The sequence below is a fragment of the Saccharibacillus qingshengii genome, from assembly GCF_013185195.1.
GTDB lineage: Bacteria > Bacillota > Bacilli > Paenibacillales > Paenibacillaceae > Saccharibacillus > Saccharibacillus qingshengii.
In genome coordinates, this window is the sequence record NZ_JAAZWC010000023.1 from 1 (window position 1) to 16,450 (window position 16,450).

Sequence of the window (16,450 nt, forward strand, 5' to 3'; positions counted from 1 at the left end):
TCAAAGGCGAACACTATCGTTCCTTCACTGAATTTCTCCCTCCGCCTCCTCGCTTCACTTGGATTCAGACTTTCTCGCCACGTTGAGGCGCTCCGCAGGAGCGCCTTTCAGGCGAAGCAGCTTAGGCTTTTTTCCACACCATAGCGTACTCGAGTTCGTTCGTCGCTTCGTCGGTTTGCTGCTTTTCAAGCTCAAAGCCCTGTTTTCGGTAAAACGCGTTCGCCTGCGCGTTTTGCGCGTACACGTTCAATCGGACTGTATCGCGGTCTTTTTTGACGCAATCGAGCAGCCTCCGACCGTATCCCCGGCCCTGGCGCGATTCATCGATAAACAAGGCGGCCAGTCGCGTGTCCATAACGGCCGCAAAACCGACGATCTCGCCGTTCTCCAGGCACATATACACGTCCGACTGCGGCAAATACTGCTCTTCCATTGCCTGCTTGTTCGTGGTCCAGTAAGCCGAATCGATAAAAGAATGCGCCGAAATCGACGTATCGAGCCAGATCTGGGCCAACAGCGGGAAGTGCTCGGGCCGTGCTTTTTGAATCTCGATCTGATCGGCGTTCGTTTCATACTCGTTCATGGCAGACTCGACCCCTTCGCTTCGTTTTTTATTCCATACTTAACCGGTTCCCCGATTCGATGCCGGCTGCCGCCAACCTCTCCTCGTTCTCTTTTACCCGTGCGATATCGTGTCCCGTCGGATTCTGGAAAATACGCAGTCCGAACGTCGGCGCGACAGCGAAAATATGGTCAAAAATATCCGCCTGCACCGACTCGTAGACCGCCCACGCCGTATCGTTGCTGAACGCGTAAATCTCGAGCGGCAGCCCGTTGTCGCCCGGCGCCAGCTGTCTGACGATCAGGGTCATGTTCTGGTGGATCTTCGGATGATGCCGCAGATACCGCTGAATATATTCCCGGAATACGCCTACATTCGTCAGCTGGCGGCCGTTTACCTGGCTGTCCCGGTTGATCCGATGTTCCCGGTTATACGCTTCGATCTCGTCGAGCCTTGTCGTCAGATAATCGGTCAGATAATGGATTTTCTTGAACTCCTGCACCATCTCCGGCGTACAGAACACAATGCTGGTCGCATCGACCTGAATACTCCGCTTGATCCGCCGTCCGCCCGACATCTGCATGCTTCTCCAGTTGCGGAACGAATCCGAAATCAGCGCGTAGCTCGGAATCATCGTAATCGTTTTGTCGAAATTCATGACTTTGACCGTGTTGAGCGTAATATCGATGACATCGCCGTCCGCGTTGTAATTCGGCATTTCGATCCAATCGCCCACGCGCACCATATCGTTGGAAGACAGCTGAATCCCCGCCACCAGACCGAGAATGGAATCTTTGAAGATCAGCATCAGCACAGCCGACAAAGCGCCCAGACCGCTGAGAATGTACAACGGATTTTGCCCGATCAGACTGGAGATGACGATAATGCCGCCGACAATGAACATCACGATCTTGACGACCTGAATATATCCTTTGACCGGACGGATCTTGGAGATTTCGAACGACCGGTAAATTTCTTCGAAAGCATTCAGCAGCGCGTTCAGCACATTAATCGTCGCCACGATCATGTACACGGCAGCCAGTTTCTCAATCAGCGGCTGATAGACCGGAAAGACCGGCGCGGCAAAATAAATGATGATCGCCGGTACCAGATGCGACAGCTTGTGGAATACCCTTTTCTCCAGTACGGTCGTGCTCCAGCTGTGCCGGTACTTGCTGATCAACCGCGAAATCACGTTGAGCACGATTCTTTTCGTAATCAGATTGGCAATGATGCAAATAGCGGCGATGAAGAGCACCATGAGGATATTGGACACATACAGGGTCATCGTGTCGTTCATGCCGTAGCGTTGAAGTTGATTTCTGATAAAGTCCATGAGGTCCTCCCAGCCCAGTGATTCGTTGTTGGCAAGCCTTTATTATAAAGGATGGGCAGGGTGGGAATCAAAGTCGGACCAAAGAAGTAGAGCGTTTAAGGATACCGCGTAATAAGGTTCTCCGACCATTCCGGTACTTTATCCACACCATAGATCATCTTATTCGGTCTGATTTCCGCAATAACTTCCGAGACGTATGTATGATCCATTAAAATGACCTGATCTGCGGTTTCTATAGCTGGCTTTAAATTCTGCAAAGAGTGCCCATATCGCCAACGAATGTCTTTCTCCGCTTTATAACCCCGCGCTTTGGCCAACTGCATATTTTTCAAAAAAAGGTGCCGGATAATGTAGTTTCGACAGTGAAATTCTGCTTGGCTGCAATTAAAGCCCGAATTCTTCTAATCGCTTCTTTTCCTGCCGTTAAATCGGCACTTCGCGGATCATTAGGGTTAAGACGCATAGCAATTTGATCGGGATCTACTACCTCGCCGATCCATTCTTGCATTTGCAAGCTGATTGTACTTTTACCCGCTCCATTGGTTCCAGCGAATACGGTCATGACAGGCCCTAATTCATTCGACATATTTTCTCTCCTGCCGGTTCCCTTCGGAATCGAACAAGATTTCAAATTTATGACCCTTCGCATCTTCACGAATGTGCACATCATTTTTTATATAATAGATAGACGCCTCGGACTGCTTCGCCCTGTGACGAACATTGACATAAGCTTGATCCAAAATCTCCTGCAGCTGTTCACGGCTTATCGCCATATCGATCCCTCCGTTGTCTATATGGACTGTAATTTGTTAGCCTAATTATACCATAAGCAAAAACCAGCTCTCCACGGCTTGGAGGCTGGTTTTGCTTATATAGGCTTGATCCCCGGTACCTTGTGAGCGTGAAAGGTAACGTTACTCAGAGAGACGGAAAACGTTAATCCCTGTTCCGAAAGCGGCTTTTATCTCTCCCAGTACTGCTGCGCGATTTTCTGGCCCTGATGGATCTTCGCCCACTGCTCCGCCTGAGTCAGCTCGTTGCCGCCGTCGCAGGAAGCAAAGCCGCATTGGTGGGACAGCAGCAGACGGTCTTTGTCGATGATGCTCGAAGCTTCGTCCAGCAGGCGCAGCACGCGTTCTTCGTCGTCGAGTGTGTTCGTCTTGGAAGACAACAGGCCGAGAACGATCTCCGTGTCCGGCTTGTCCCGGAACACTTCCAGCGCTTCGAGCGAACCTGCGCGGTCGTCGTCCCATTCGAGGAAGAAGCGATCGTATTTGAGCTGCTTGAGGAACAGGTTCGCGATCTTCACGTACGAACCGCCGCCCATATTCCGGGAATCGTAGTTGCCCCGGCAGTTGTGCGTCCACATTTTCAGACCCAGCTCATGTCCGAAGTCGATGATCGTATTATTGATGTCGATAAACTCGGCCGCCAGCGCCTGTACCTGCTCCTGATCGATATTCTCGCCCGTGTACGGGGAGTTCGGGTTATCGTCCGCGAACAGCTCCCACAGGCAGTCGTCGAACTGGAGAATCTCGCCGCCCGCGTCCGCGAAGTCCTGCACGAAGTCTTTGTACGCTTTGACGAGACCGGCTTTGAGTTCTTTGGCGTCCTTGTACACGGAGTCCGTGCCGCCGATATTGTCTGACCACGACAGCTCGCCGAAGATATGGGACGGGGACGGCACGCACAGCTTCGTCTCGCGGTCGCCGGCACTATTTTTGAGCTGCTTGAACGATTTGAGGAAGTGGTGGTTGCGTCCGCCAAGCTCGCCCGTGATGCGCAGCCCGATGTCTTTGCGCGTCTCGTATTTGGAACTGCCGTCCGTATCGCGGAAAAAGTATCCGTGATCCGCGATATACCGCTCAATCCCCTGGAAGCCCCACACGAAGTCCAGATGCCACATCGATTTGGAATACTCGCCGTCCGTGATAATCGAGAGGTCATGCCGGATCTGGTCCTGCACGACGGAGTCGATCGCCTTCGCTTCGCACTGCTCGTAGCCGTCGAATTCCTGGTAGAACGGGTACTGGATATCGTCGCGATGCTCGATCTGCGTCTTGTATTCAAGCAGATCGGAAGGGCGCAGCAGGCTGCCTACGATTTGAAATTTATCGGTCATGGGGATGTGCCTCCTTGGATGTGTGTAATTTGTGCCAAAGCACTCGGTTAATTATGTGTGGTTATTGTAGCACGGGTGCAAGGGGGGTGGAGTAGACGAAGAAGGTATAGCTGGTTATAGGGGATGGGTATATAGATTGAATTTTCGTTGGACGGACGTATAATCGTTATAACAGTCAAACAAAATGCATAGGAGGCGAGTCGTTAAAATGTTAGAAATTGAACGCAAAGTAACCAAATTCGGTAACAGTCTAGGAATCAGCATGACTGAAGCATTGAAACAAATCGGGTTGGAGCAAGGCGATTTAGCCAATATCAGCGTTGACCCGACCTCCGGAAAAATCACGATCAAGAAAGCAGTAAAAGTTTCGCTTCCCGAAGGAATAAGCGCAGATTTCATGGATACCTTGAACGATGTCATGACCGAATACGATCAAACCCTTCTTGGACTTAAAGACAGATGAGATCTCTTCGCTACCTTTCCGTTCAAGAAGTGATTGCGATAAATGTAGCCATGATCCAACGCTATAGCCCTGGCGAACAGATCGGAGTGAAAGAACCCGGACTACTCGAATCAGCCGTACATCGACCGCAATCTTCCGCCTTTGGCGAAGAGGCTTCAATTTGTTTGTCGTCAAAAGGAAAGGTGTATTGGGGTAGGCGATGGGCTAGTCGATGTAAAGCGGAACAATCCGCTTGGAGTGTTGTCACGGAGGGCTTCTCCTTCCTTATTTGAAAAAGCAGCATAGAAGCCTGGGCAGACCAGGAATGCTTCTATGCCACTGAAATAGATGACTATTTATTATTCGTAGTCCAATGTCTTGAAGCTATCGACTTTCCAACCATATTTGGTTTTAAAAAGTGTAGCTTGATACGTTACCTTATATTCATAACCTTCAGAATTTACAATAAGCTTTTGAGTAACGGTTCCGCTTTGTTTGCTGGCTGATAATTTAAAAGTCGCTTTTTTACTGGCATCAAATGCTGGCAAAAGTAAAGAGAAGTCGTCGCTGTTCAGATACATTGGACCTACTTTGCCGTTTCCAAAGCTTATCATGCCTTCTGTTTCAATTTTGTACAAAAAATTATACGTAAAGACTGATTGAAGATTTTTTCTTAAGCTTCCTGGCAGCCCTTCAGCAGCCATATTGATCTGTTTGTAATACGCCTGCCGTAAGATTTTTATAGCTTGTTGAGCATTGATTGTTCTGACTTTAGCTCGTTGGCTGTCTCTTACTCCGTCTTGACCATATACAACTTCTTTATATTTATTTTTGCCTGCGTCCCATTTGTATACCAGCTTGTCGTAAACCCCTTCTGCTTTGGAAAGAGAACGCGTTTCTATAGAACTATAGAGCTGATAGCCTTGAATCTCATCATTTCCGTCTTTATCATCATCTGTAATTTTTGCAGTATCCGTATTTAGGACATCAGTAAGGTAAATTTCTTTCAGAGTATTATTTTTGAAGACATTGACGGAAACAGAGGCTCCGCCACTTCCGCCGTTATGCACAAGAGCCAGCATATTTTTGTGAGTTTTATTTTTGATACGTCGAATTTCATAAAAATACTCAGACTCCACATTCCTGGCCAATAACTTCGTTCCATTCTTCGAGTAGATCCCTATGTAAGAAATCCACGGACCGTACCCGTCTTTGCTTGAAGCCGACAAGATGATCTCCTCAGACTTGTCGTTGTTCACATCGTAAAACATGGGACTGGAGATTGACTTGGCATCCAGTCCAAACTGCTTGGCAAAGCTGGCTTGAGCCGAATATGCCGCCTGCATTTCGGCAGACGGTGCTGCTTGAACTTCTGATACGGATACCGATACCGTTCCTGTTAATACCAAACTGACTGCCAGAAAAGCAGCTCCAATTTTCTTTTTCATGTTTTCTCCTTTAAGGCTTTAGCCTTATAAAATGCGTATCCTACCCACTTCATTTTTCTTATGAGACTTTATTCCTTATTGATTTATTTATACCATCTTCGCATTTGTAAAGGAATAGCAAGCAAGTAATTAGACTCCTATAATCATTTGAAGAACTTAAACAAATAAAGAAATAGAAAAGAGACACCCTTGAAGGGTATCTCTTTAGATCAAACAATGGAAACGAGTGGTCAAATCCCTATCCGAAAGTTAAGAAGTTAAGCGCAAGTTAGATTTTTTAGATGGAACCCTAGGAAAAGGCGTCATAATAAGGTTTTTTAGTTTCTTCAGCTTGAAATCCTGTCTATAAGAGAGCATCACGCAAGTTACGTGCAAGTTAAATTTTCAGGCCCAGTAAGGCACATATTTCATATGTCTAGGAGCTGTCTCAGGATCTTTGGCCTTAACTTTCCCAGCTTCTACCGTGTCTCTAATTATTCTTGATGCAATAGAATTTTGCTTATCATCCATTCCGAAGCGCTGCCGTAAAGTTGTATTGGTCATAAAGTCGCGCATTACATATCTAAGGCAAGCATGTAAATAGCAGGCTCGTACACGTTCTTCACGGTCCATCTCCTTAAAAGGCTTATGAGCAAATAGCGTAATACGAGTATGCTGTTCAGTAACTTCCACAACTGGGGCCGGAAGTTGATAAAATTCAGTTTGCGAAACGACTTTATCAAATCCGCTTCCTCTTTCTTCACATACTCCGATACGACGCATAAAGGAAGCCAGTGCCTCATTTCTGGATCGGGGAGGACTGTCTATAAAACGTTCAGCCTGTACAAGAGGAATTCCCGGATTTGTAATTTCCATTCGATCAGAGAAAATTTCGATCATCGGCCCTGTCCCTCGCAGGGAAAAATCTTGATGAATAATCGCATTGGCAATCAACTCTCGTACAGCCAGCTCTGGATACATCGAAACTTCCGTTCGTAAAGCCTTACCGATAAATTCATTACGTGGCAAAATATTATCTACAAATCCAATCAATCCTTCAAATCCACAGGCGTAACCTTTAGCCCCTTCCTGCTCTCTTTCAGTAGAAGTTCTATCTCGATCTTTATAAATAATTACTCTGACTGGCTTACGTTTGAAGTGGTTAAACTCTGATAGTTTCCTAGCAAAGAGAACAGCCCCTAGATTGGTGATATTCCATCCTCCAGCTAAGTTTCTAATAATCATATGGTCAGCCTGTAATTGCTCCATAATTTTTCTTCGTTCTTCAGGCAATGGAATATCAAGCAATTGAAAATAGGAAGGGTAATCAAGCTTCTGTAGAACCTCCGTTTCCTCAAGATGCTCAGCTGCAACTAGTTCCTCAAAAGGGGTTTTATCGAAGGCTCTCCATAACGCTCTTTCCTTATCCGGGTAATCTTTGAGATTTTTCTTATAAGAACCGATTCGAATGTATTCCGTTCCTTTAAACTGTACCGGTTTGTCCGTTGCACGTTCGATTTCAAGAATTATAGTTCTACCGACTTCTTGTTCAAGTTCATAAAATACAAAAAACACTTTAGGAGATAATAATCTAAGCAGCCAGCTCTCTAATTCTTCATTACCTATTTTTGAAGTATGCGGATTGAAATCCGTTCCTACAATATCGTGGGTATTGTCATCTAAGCCCCAAATCATATAGGCATGACTTTTACCTTCCAAAGCAGCTGAATTGCTTAGTGCAGAAATATATTCGCCGATCTTTTCTGGATCTTGATTATTATGCTTAAATTCGATCCAACCTGTTTCTCTAGGTAAATTTCTTAACTCATTTAATAGGCTGCGTAGATAATTCTCCGTTCGACTCAACACGATCGTTCCCTTCCGAATATCCTGATATAGGCTCATTGTAGAGTTGATACCTACGCTTTTCAATGAATTTTCCTGTAAGACCAAATAAAAAGTCGCCAACCCAATCAATGGGTCAGCGACTTCTTATTTACTACATATGGAGGCGAGGGGAGTCGAACCCCTGTCCGAAGGCAACGCAGCATAGGCTTCTACGGGTGTAGTCACAGTTTTGATGTCACCCGAGCAGCGCCCCGTAAATACAAAAGGAAATGATTCCCGCCACATGAGGATTATGTTGGTATTTATTCACCAAACAAGAAATGGAGGGAGCAAAATGCTCCAACAGAAAATAGCTTTGCTCGCAGCAAGTCCAAAAAATATTGGACTGCTTTGTGACTTGATCGGAAACATGCCTAAAATCGATATGAAGACAAAGGGAGGCCATGTCTTTTGGGACAATATGGCCGTGTCCAATGGCTGGAAAATTCAAAAGAACAAATTGACCAACCATTGTCGCATCCTTGACCCTCAAGATGTTCGACGTGCTTGGGGATCAGAGTCGGTTATGATGAACGCTCTGGATCGTTTGACCTCCCAAGCATCAGCAACTTCAGGCCCTTCCCCCTCTCCCCAAGCAAGCTCTAGCGGGACTCTGGTATTTTGTCCATCCTGTGGGTCGCAAGTTCCCGACGGAAACTTCTGCAAGCAGCGTGGAGCAAGCATGAACTAAACCCCTGGTACAATAGGAGCTGCAAAGATGCAGCTCCTTTTGTGTTTTTTGCATCATCTTGTCTTTCCGTTACCCAAGCAATATTTCACGTTCACTGGAAGTGTCGGCTTCTTCCGCATTTCCTCCTTCGACAATATTTCTTATCAATTTTTGACCTGTGTTCTCATCCAACTTTAGTCCTTGAACATTTAGCCTTCTTCCTCCCCAATCCAAGGGACTGAATACTGGAGCCGCGTGGACATCCAATCTCAGCGCTTCCTGACCCAACAGAGATTTCACTCTACACTCAGCGGCTCTCAACTTCTTTATTTTTTGTCTTATGTAATATACGTTACAATGGTACTGCCATTGTTCCAAAGTAGCTTCTTCTGGAGTAAGCGGTTTGTTTTCCTTGTCAAAAGTAATGCAGCTTTCATGATGTGTTGCTACTTCTGGCCAAGACTTATGGCATGGGTTAAAGGCCAAGTTCGGCGGATAATTAGTCAGGCTCGGATTAACTACATATTGTCGCGGGGCATAGGCAGCAGAAGCTTCTTCATGAGAAGAATACAACTTACTGATTTCCAGCGCCGCTACTCCAAAGTATAAAGGTCCTTGTCCATTATCTTCTAGACGTAGGTCTTTATAAATTTTTCGATCTACCCGTGTTACATAGATATATGTGTCGCCTATGTTAAAATTTCTAAGCCCGCGACATAATCCGCTAATCAATGGCCGTCTATCATTTATACTGGAAAAGGGATCGAAAAAAGGATCGCTACACGGAGAGCGGTCGACAAGAGGATAAGGAATTCTTTCAGGATGCTTCTGGGCATATTGGAACCATTCTTTTCTGGTAACCCACGATTCGAATGTAAGCAGCTTATACATATTATTTCCTCCATTAAATTTATTCCTGGGCAATAGCCTTATTGTTACATATGTGTACTATGAAAAAGGAGCCTTCTTATGCTGCACCATATCAAATACGGTACAACCACTATCGAATATAAACTGATCATTAAACCCAATAAAAAAGACGTCTCCATCACCGTCGATCTACACGAAGGAGTCCAAGTAATCGCTCCAGAATCCGTTTCGCAGAAGCAGCTTGATAAGATTATGTATCAGAAAGCACCTTGGATCTTAAAGAAGCAGTATGCTTTCCGTGAAATGGAAGACGAAGTTACGCCTTTAGAGTTTTTGAGCGGTGAGAAGATTCGTTACCTGGGTAGAGCATACAGACTCAAAGTAATCAAGCAAAACACCCACCAGCCTTCGCTCTTATTCAAAAATGGAAGGTTCATTGCAACGCTCCCTTCGGGTCACAACCAAGAGCAGCAGACAGAAGAGTTAAAGCTTCTCTGTATCGATTGGTATAAAGCTCAAGGCACTTCCAAGCTCAAAGAACGTCTCAAGCACTATAACAAACTTACTGAGCTTACTCCATCTTCCGTAGTACTCAAAGATCAGGAAAAACGTTGGGGCAGCTGTACAAAAAAAGGAGAGCTTCTCATCAATTGGCGTATCATGATGGCCCCCCTTCGCATTGTCGATTATGTGCTTGTGCATGAAATGGCTCACCTGAAGGTTCCTGATCATTCAGAAGCCTTCTGGAGTTACCTGCGCTCTATTATGCCTGACTATGAAGAGCGGAAGGAATGGCTGCGGATCAATGGCCCTAGACTCAATTTATGACTTATTTGTGAAGAAATTTGTACCTTTTTCAAGGAGCGCCGTACTTTTACCCTTTGTCGCAATAGCTATTGTACCTCCCAGTAAAACAACTGCAGCTCCGATAGCATACTTTGAAATGGTTTTATTGTGTTCTCGATTCTCATGAGATTCTTCTGCAATCTTTTGTAAAACGAATTCTATTCGATTATAGATTTCCTTTCTTTGCTCAAAACTTAAATCTCTGTTCAGTTCTTCTTTGAAAATCTCAAGCACTTGCTCGAATAGCCTCGTAGTATTTTCCGAAGCAAACTTGTGCGTTTCACTGAAAGATTTTAAAGCTTCAAACAACGATGTCATAGATGGATTTAAATTTCGAAGATACTCTCCGAAAGCTTCCGTATCTGGATTCTTTTCACTTACAAACTTTTCAAAAGCTTTGCGTAGTTCCTCTGGACTTGAATCCGCGTATTCCTTGCTTGATGATTCTGTTTTTCGATTATAGTCTTTATGCTCCATTGATAAGCCTCCTCTATTTTTTATAATGAATCCCTGCCAGATCGACGAGTTGGATCGTTAGCGACTCCAGCTTCTCCTCTGGGCATTTCACGATGCGAAGATGTCGTTTGATCTGTTTGCGCATTTCGCGCTTCACGTCATCCTTCTGCGTCCATTCGATTACAGCAAGCTCCTGTACTTTCTCCGTAATGACTTCAGTCAGCGCTTTAAGCGCCTCCTTGTCCTTTTCCTCAGGAAGCTGCTTCTCCAGCATTAGGAAAAACGGATACTGCTCTTTGGTCAGTCCCAGACTTTCTCCCTGCTTGGCAGTATTTCGCATTTCGTCGATAATATCCTGCATACTCTTTATCATCTCAAGAATATCCATCTGTTTCTGTTTCCGAGCGTCGATGATTTCCTTCAGACGTTTCCCGAGCGATGCGTAGTAAACAGGGTTCTCATCCAGCTTAATCCGAATTTCATGCTTGATCGCATGCTCCATTTCGGAAGCTTTGGCTTCACCTTGGAACTGATTCACATGACTTTCGAACTTGCTGGATAGAATATCGATCGGATCATGTAGGATCTCTACACTGGATGCTCTCAAATGCTCTGCGATCAGCTGCCTTACCTTTTCCCCCAGGTCGCTGATATCCATGCCCTCTTCTTTGTATCTCGACTTGGCCGCTTGACGTACTTTGCCGAGAAACTCCAGATCGTGAATGTACGGCTGAGCCAGTGGATTCGGCAGTACCATATCCATACTCTTGGCAAACTGCTTAAAAAGATGATCGAATTCGTTGCGTACGTCTTCGGGTTCCAGTACTTGAATGCAGCTCTCCAAATCGTCATGACGAATGTAGTCAAAGTAGCGCATCGCGGCACGGTGTCTGGTTTGCAGTCTTGGGATCTCGCTTTCGATCGGCATAAGTGCGCCTTGGATATCGTCTTTGGAGAAAATATCGAGTGCTTTCTCTAGGAAGCTGGAGACGCCAAAGTAATCGACGATCAGACCGTAGTCTTTACCGTTATACGTTCGGTTTGTACGAGCGATCGCCTGCAGCAGATTGTGTTCCCTGAGCGGCTTGTCCAAATACATCACCTGTTCAATCGGCGCGTCGAACCCTGTGAGCAGCTTGTCACAGACGATCAGGAAAGCCAGCTTGTCTTCGTCCAGCGGCTTCTTAAAGCGCTCGATCAGGAGCTTCTCTTCGTCTTTGGAGATCGCATATTTTTTCTTGTGTTCATCATCGTCGTTCGTAGACGAATAGATCACCGCCGATTCCAGATCGCTGAGTTCATCCATCTTCTCTTTGTATGTAGCCGCTGCATCTCTGGAGACCGCTACGATCTGTGCTTTGAATCCGTTGGGCTGAATATGTTCTTCGTAATGCTTGATAAGATCCAATACGATCTGCTCAATACGTTTGGGAGTGGCTACGATTGCTTCTTCATTCGCATACTTCTCTTGAATCCGTTCGCGCGTCTTGGCATCGTATTCTCGGAATTTACGGTCGAAGAGCTGATCCAGCGTTTCGCCTTCCACATGCAGATTGGTCATTCTGGCTTCATAGAAGATTGGAACAGTCGCTCCATCGTCGACAGCCTGCTGGATCGTGTATTTGTCGATATACGAGCCAAAGGTACGTGTCGTGCTCTTGTCTTCTTTGTCGATCGGTGTTCCTGTAAAGCCAAGGTAGCAGGCATTAGGCAAAGCGGTACGCATATTCATCGCCAAGCCTTTATACTGCGAACGATGCGATTCATCGATCATCACAATCACATTAGATTCGGTAGACAGCTCTGGGAACTGCTCTTCTTCCTTATCTGTCTGAAACTTCTGCACCAGCGTCATAATGGTAGCGCCTGGCCCTTGCTTCAGCAGTCTCTTCAAGTCTCGAACGCCGTCGGCCTGCTGAGGGTTAGCGAATCCGCAGCGTCGGAACGTACCTGTGATCTGATTGTCCAAGTCCTTGCGGTCTGTGACGATCACAATGGTCGGGTTCTTCAGCTCTTTGATCCGTCTGAGCTTAACAGCCAGATACAGCATGGTCAACGATTTGCCACTTCCTTGCGTATGCCAGACTACCCCGCCGCGATCTCTAGGGTCTTTGGCTGTGAGGATTCGGTTGACGGATTTACCTACCGCTCTGAACTGCTGGTAACGGGCCAGCTTCTTGATGACTCGTCCTCCCTCTGGCTCGAAGACGATAAAGTTCTGGATGAGATCCAGCAGGTTGGTCTTGGATAACATACCCGCTACGAGAATATCCTGCGGTGTGGGATTTGTCCCCACTTCTGGGCTTGTCAGCGGATACGGGTCTTTCCATTCTCCATAATGCTGTACCTGCGCCATGATAGTTCCCGCTTTGGCTCTGTCGTTGCTGGTGGCGATCAGGATCTGGTTGTAGTGGAACAGGTTCTCATAGCTCTTCTGGTAGCGCAGCATCTGCTTGACTGCTTTGCCGATCTGTTCGTCGATCGATACCATTGGGCTTTTACATTCGATCAAGACAAGCGGCAGGCCATTGACGAAGACGATCAGATCGGGACGAATCCCTTTCTCTTCTCCTCCTTTGACAGAGAACTGGTCCACGACGAGAAATTCATTGTTGTCTGGGTTGTCGAAATCAATCAGTTTGACAGTTTGACCCTTTTTGCCTTTGCCGAGATCCTGTTGAACAGAGATGTAGCTGACCAGCATATTGTGGAGTTTCTCGTTGGCCTCCATTAGGCTGACGGCTTCGATGTGGGTGATGGAGCGGACAGTCTTGTTCAGGTTGTTTTCCGATATCCACGGATTTAGGCGAAGGATTGCGCTTGATAATCGTTCGGTAAGTACCACTTCAAGGCTTGATTTGCGTTCTACATCCAGAGAAGGGCCATGCATATATGCATAGCCCATTTCTTGAAGCTGCTGGATCAGTCGGTTTTCAACCAGCTTTTTTTCGTTCCATTCTTTGGTTGTGCTCATACCAATACCTCGGGTTGATCGACGTTTACGCGGACTTTGCCTGTGAGAAGAGACTGCATGAGAGATTTTTTTAAATTTGAGAGCTTATTTAACCGTTGCTCTTCCACTTCACGTCTTTGATCAAATGAACACAAAATTTGAGCTATATGATTCTGTTCTTCAATAGAAGGAAAAGGAATCTTCAAATTATTTATTATGGTCAAGGTAAGCCTTTTGATCGCGTTCCCAGTCATTTTGAGTGCCATTTCTTTTCTAAACATTTCTGAGTTAAGGTATTGGCACAGGAACATATTGTTCAATACTTCGGAACACCGTATAAAACATACACTGGAAAGCAAGCTAAACTCTTCGTCAATCGTGTTCACCAAAGCATTCCCTGTATTTGCTCCATCTTTGGTAAGCAGGACGTCTCCCCTTTTTACATTACAACGCTTATATATTTTTTCGTGATCTTCTTGTGATATATATTCTGTAGTGTTCCAATCAAATTTAAATGGTCTTATATTTCGAGAAGTGACGTATAATACGCCTTCTTCAACTGTTTTTGGAGAAAAGTGTGTACCATCCTGAATTTTTTCAGTTGTTTCTTTGAGGCTTTTGACTTCCCATGCTTTTGGCATCTGTCCTACTTCTGTTTGCTTGAATTCTGTATGCCCAATCCCCTTTGTCAGCAGCTCCTTCATGAGACCTTTCTTTACAGTTTCCGTCTGCTTGATAATGGCTTCTGTTTTTTCAATGGCTTCATCGACAGAAGAAAGGATTTCGGCGATTTTTTGTTGTTCATTTATTGTTGGGAGCGGCACCTCAATGTTTAGAGTATCCTTGGGTGTTACCCGCATTCGACTGCCTGTAGATCCTGATTGTAGGTTCAGTAGCTCTTCTTGAAACCCCTGAGACTGAAAGCAATAACTGTAAAAATCTAAGCTTATATTTTCTTTGATTGGTTCATATACAATGAATTCAGTAGAACATATAGAAGCTACGCTTGTCATGTCATGATCGTATCTCCAAACACGATTAATACGAGGATTAAGCTTTGATAAAAGTATGCTGGGAGCTTGCAATAAATATTTATTTGACTGGATAGTTCCACCTTTTTGCAAAGCAGGAGCTCTGTTTTTATCAAAAGCTGGAATACTGAAATGTCGAAAATCTCGTGAAGGCTCCTTTTCAGGAGAAATTGACTTCGTAGAGATCTTAACTATTTTTTTAAGAGGAATGTAATTGTATAAGCTATGCATGATATCCCAACTCCTTCAAGAATCCATACATCTTTGCTTCGACCTCTTCACGTTCCATCTCCAGCTGCTGTAGAGCAGCGATCGCCTCTTCTACCAGGATCTCTTCCTCTTCTTCTGCAGAATCAATATAACGAGCAATGTTCAGGTTGTAATCATTCTGTCTGATCTCATCCAGATTGACTACACGGGCATACTTTTCTATGTCCTGCCAAGCATCGTAGGCGGATATAATCTTTTCAATATCCTGTTCCCTTAGCGTATTTTGGTTCTTGCCTTCCTGGTAGTCCAGTGCTCCGTTGATAAATAGCACTTTGCCTTTTTTATGCTCTTCCTTATTGCGATTCAAGATCACAATACAAGCAGGAATGCCTGTTCCATAGAAGAGGTTGGACGGCAGGCCGATTACAGCTTCAACCAGTCCTTCTTCGCCGTACACGCCTTCCAGCAGTCCTTCTCGAATCTTTCCTTCGGCTCCTCCGCGGAACAGGATGCCGTGCGGCATCACGACGCCTGCTTTGCCGTTATGATTAAGCGTCGAAGCCATATGCTGAACAAAGCCAAGGTCTCCTTTATCCTTTGGTGGAACGCCAAAACGGAATCGACCATAAGGATCGACTTCCGCTTCTTCGCGTCCCCAGCTGCTCAGAGAGAAAGGCGGATTGGCAATTACGCGATCATAAAGAATCAGTTCGCCGTCTTCAACCAGCTTCGGCTCACGGATTGTATCTCCTCTTTCAATGCGGTGATCGCTCAGTCCGTGGAGTAGCAGGTTCATTTTGCAGATTGCCCATGTATTCAGGTTGCGTTCCTGTCCGTGCAGCGTGAGGTTGCGGGGATTGCCGCCTTTGGATTTGATGTAATCGACGGACTGAATCAACATACCGCCAGAACCTGCTGTCGGGTCACAGATCCGCATCCCTTCTTCAGGTTTGATCAGGTTGACGATCAATTCAACCACTTTGCTTGGCGTGTAGAACTCTCCGCCTTTTTTGCCTGCATCGTCGGCGAATTGCTTGATCAAATATTCGTAAGCGCGTCCCAGCATATCGGGTTCGGTCAGGTTATCGTTGCGTAAATTCAATGTGCCGAAGTGCTGAATAAGCCGCAGGATCAGTTTGTCTGGCAGCTTTTCGCGATCGTTGAAGTCAATACTGGCCAGTACGCCTTGCAGCTTTGGATTTTCTTCTTCCAGCTTCTCAAAAGCCACGTTGATCGCAGCGCCCAAGTCGCTGGTCAAGGAAGACAGATAAGCCCAACGCGCTCGTTCGGGTACGAAGAACTGGTGCTCGTCGCGGTCTGTCCAACCGTAGGATTCTCCTTCTTCTTTTTCAATCTTTTCGGCAACTTCAACGAATACGTCGTTCAGACGTTTAAGGAAAAGCATGCCGAAGATGTAGTTTTTATAGTCAGAGGAGTCGATGCTTCCTCTCAGAATATTTGCGGACTCCCATAGATGGGATTCGAGCTGCTGCAGTGTAAGTGTACTCATGTTTGCCTCCTGGTTTTGATCTTGCTTATCTGTATATTCGTCTATCTGTTGTCACCGTAAGGAGTACAAGCAGATATTTACATCATACTACAATTCAGCTGAATTTCTGCAGTTGGTGGAGAGATTCC

At 45.7% G+C, this 16,450-nt stretch carries 14 protein-coding genes and 1 pseudogene; 3 read left to right on the forward strand and 12 right to left on the reverse strand.

Going from position 1 to position 16,450, the window contains the following annotated elements; translation table 11 throughout:
• Positions 1 to 121: 121 nt before the first annotated feature.
• From HRQ60_RS17465 to HRQ60_RS17485, 5 genes are all read right to left on the reverse strand, one after another.
• A complete protein-coding gene (locus HRQ60_RS17465; protein WP_172198043.1) occupies positions 122 to 583 on the reverse strand; it encodes a GNAT family N-acetyltransferase in 462 nt (153 codons plus the stop codon).
• A gap of 28 nt (positions 584 to 611) precedes the next feature.
• Entirely contained in the window at positions 612 to 1,898 is a 1,287-nt protein-coding gene (locus HRQ60_RS17470; protein WP_172198046.1) for a mechanosensitive ion channel family protein, read from the reverse strand.
• Positions 1,899 to 2,226: 328 nt separating this feature from the next.
• Positions 2,227 to 2,484: a hypothetical protein gene (locus HRQ60_RS23750; RefSeq protein ID WP_246281385.1), complete on the reverse strand. Its 258-nt coding sequence runs from the start codon at positions 2,482 to 2,484 to the stop codon at positions 2,227 to 2,229.
• Complete coding sequence (locus HRQ60_RS17480; protein ID WP_172198049.1) at positions 2,474 to 2,671, reverse strand: hypothetical protein; 198 nt, start codon at positions 2,669 to 2,671, stop codon at positions 2,474 to 2,476. Before HRQ60_RS17480 ends, HRQ60_RS23750 begins: the two co-directional genes overlap by 11 nt.
• A gap of 188 nt (positions 2,672 to 2,859) precedes the next feature.
• On the reverse strand, positions 2,860 to 4,020 hold the full coding sequence (locus tag HRQ60_RS17485) for a cobalamin-independent methionine synthase II family protein (RefSeq protein ID WP_172198052.1): 1,161 nt from the start codon (positions 4,018 to 4,020) through the stop codon (positions 2,860 to 2,862).
• A 208-nt stretch (positions 4,021 to 4,228) separates the two neighbouring features.
• On the opposite strand from HRQ60_RS17485, the gene HRQ60_RS17490 reads away from it, so the two are divergent.
• Together HRQ60_RS17490 and HRQ60_RS23755 are read left to right on the forward strand one after the other, a co-directional pair.
• Entirely contained in the window at positions 4,229 to 4,483 is a 255-nt protein-coding gene (locus tag HRQ60_RS17490) for an AbrB/MazE/SpoVT family DNA-binding domain-containing protein (RefSeq protein WP_172198055.1), read from the forward strand.
• Positions 4,480 to 4,638 (forward strand): annotated as a pseudogene (locus HRQ60_RS23755) (type II toxin-antitoxin system death-on-curing family toxin); the annotation flags it as partial. The gene HRQ60_RS17490 and the pseudogene HRQ60_RS23755, both read left to right, overlap by 4 nt.
• 183 nt (positions 4,639 to 4,821) lie before the next feature.
• On the opposite strand, the gene HRQ60_RS17495 reads toward HRQ60_RS23755, so the two are convergent.
• From HRQ60_RS17495 to HRQ60_RS17505, 3 genes are all read right to left on the reverse strand, one after another.
• Positions 4,822 to 5,910 carry a hypothetical protein gene (locus HRQ60_RS17495; RefSeq protein WP_172198058.1) on the reverse strand — a complete coding sequence of 363 codons (1,089 nt, stop codon included), beginning with the start codon at positions 5,908 to 5,910 and terminating at the stop codon, positions 4,822 to 4,824.
• 384 nt (positions 5,911 to 6,294) lie between these two features.
• The gene (locus tag HRQ60_RS17500; protein ID WP_246281386.1) at positions 6,295 to 7,866 is read right to left on the reverse strand and encodes an ATP-binding protein; all 1,572 of its coding nucleotides are present in this window, start codon (positions 7,864 to 7,866) and stop codon (positions 6,295 to 6,297) included.
• Between the two features lie 670 nt (positions 7,867 to 8,536).
• On the reverse strand, positions 8,537 to 9,337 hold the full coding sequence (locus HRQ60_RS17505) for a hypothetical protein (protein WP_172198061.1): 801 nt from the start codon (positions 9,335 to 9,337) through the stop codon (positions 8,537 to 8,539).
• 78 nt (positions 9,338 to 9,415) lie between these two features.
• Here HRQ60_RS17505 and HRQ60_RS17510 point away from each other — a divergent pair, with 78 nt between their 5' ends.
• A complete protein-coding gene (locus tag HRQ60_RS17510) occupies positions 9,416 to 10,144 on the forward strand; it encodes a M48 family metallopeptidase (RefSeq protein WP_172198064.1) in 729 nt (242 codons plus the stop codon).
• Here HRQ60_RS17510 and HRQ60_RS17515 read toward each other — a convergent pair.
• Genes HRQ60_RS17515 through HRQ60_RS17530 form a run of 4 tightly spaced genes read right to left on the reverse strand, consistent with a single transcriptional unit; the run spans position 10,139 to position 16,322 of the window.
• Positions 10,139 to 10,639: a hypothetical protein gene (locus HRQ60_RS17515; protein ID WP_172198067.1), complete on the reverse strand. Its 501-nt coding sequence runs from the start codon at positions 10,637 to 10,639 to the stop codon at positions 10,139 to 10,141. The genes HRQ60_RS17510 and HRQ60_RS17515 overlap by 6 nt on opposite strands.
• A 13-nt stretch (positions 10,640 to 10,652) precedes the next feature.
• A complete protein-coding gene (locus tag HRQ60_RS17520; protein WP_172198070.1) occupies positions 10,653 to 13,592 on the reverse strand; it encodes a type I restriction endonuclease subunit R in 2,940 nt (979 codons plus the stop codon).
• Positions 13,589 to 14,833, reverse strand: coding sequence for a restriction endonuclease subunit S (locus HRQ60_RS17525; RefSeq protein ID WP_172198073.1), 1,245 nt, complete (start codon positions 14,831 to 14,833; stop codon positions 13,589 to 13,591). Before HRQ60_RS17525 ends, HRQ60_RS17520 begins: the two co-directional genes overlap by 4 nt.
• Complete coding sequence (locus HRQ60_RS17530; RefSeq protein WP_172198076.1) at positions 14,826 to 16,322, reverse strand: type I restriction-modification system subunit M; 1,497 nt, start codon at positions 16,320 to 16,322, stop codon at positions 14,826 to 14,828. The genes HRQ60_RS17525 and HRQ60_RS17530 overlap by 8 nt, the downstream gene beginning before the upstream one ends.
• Positions 16,323 to 16,450: the final 128 nt, after the last annotated feature.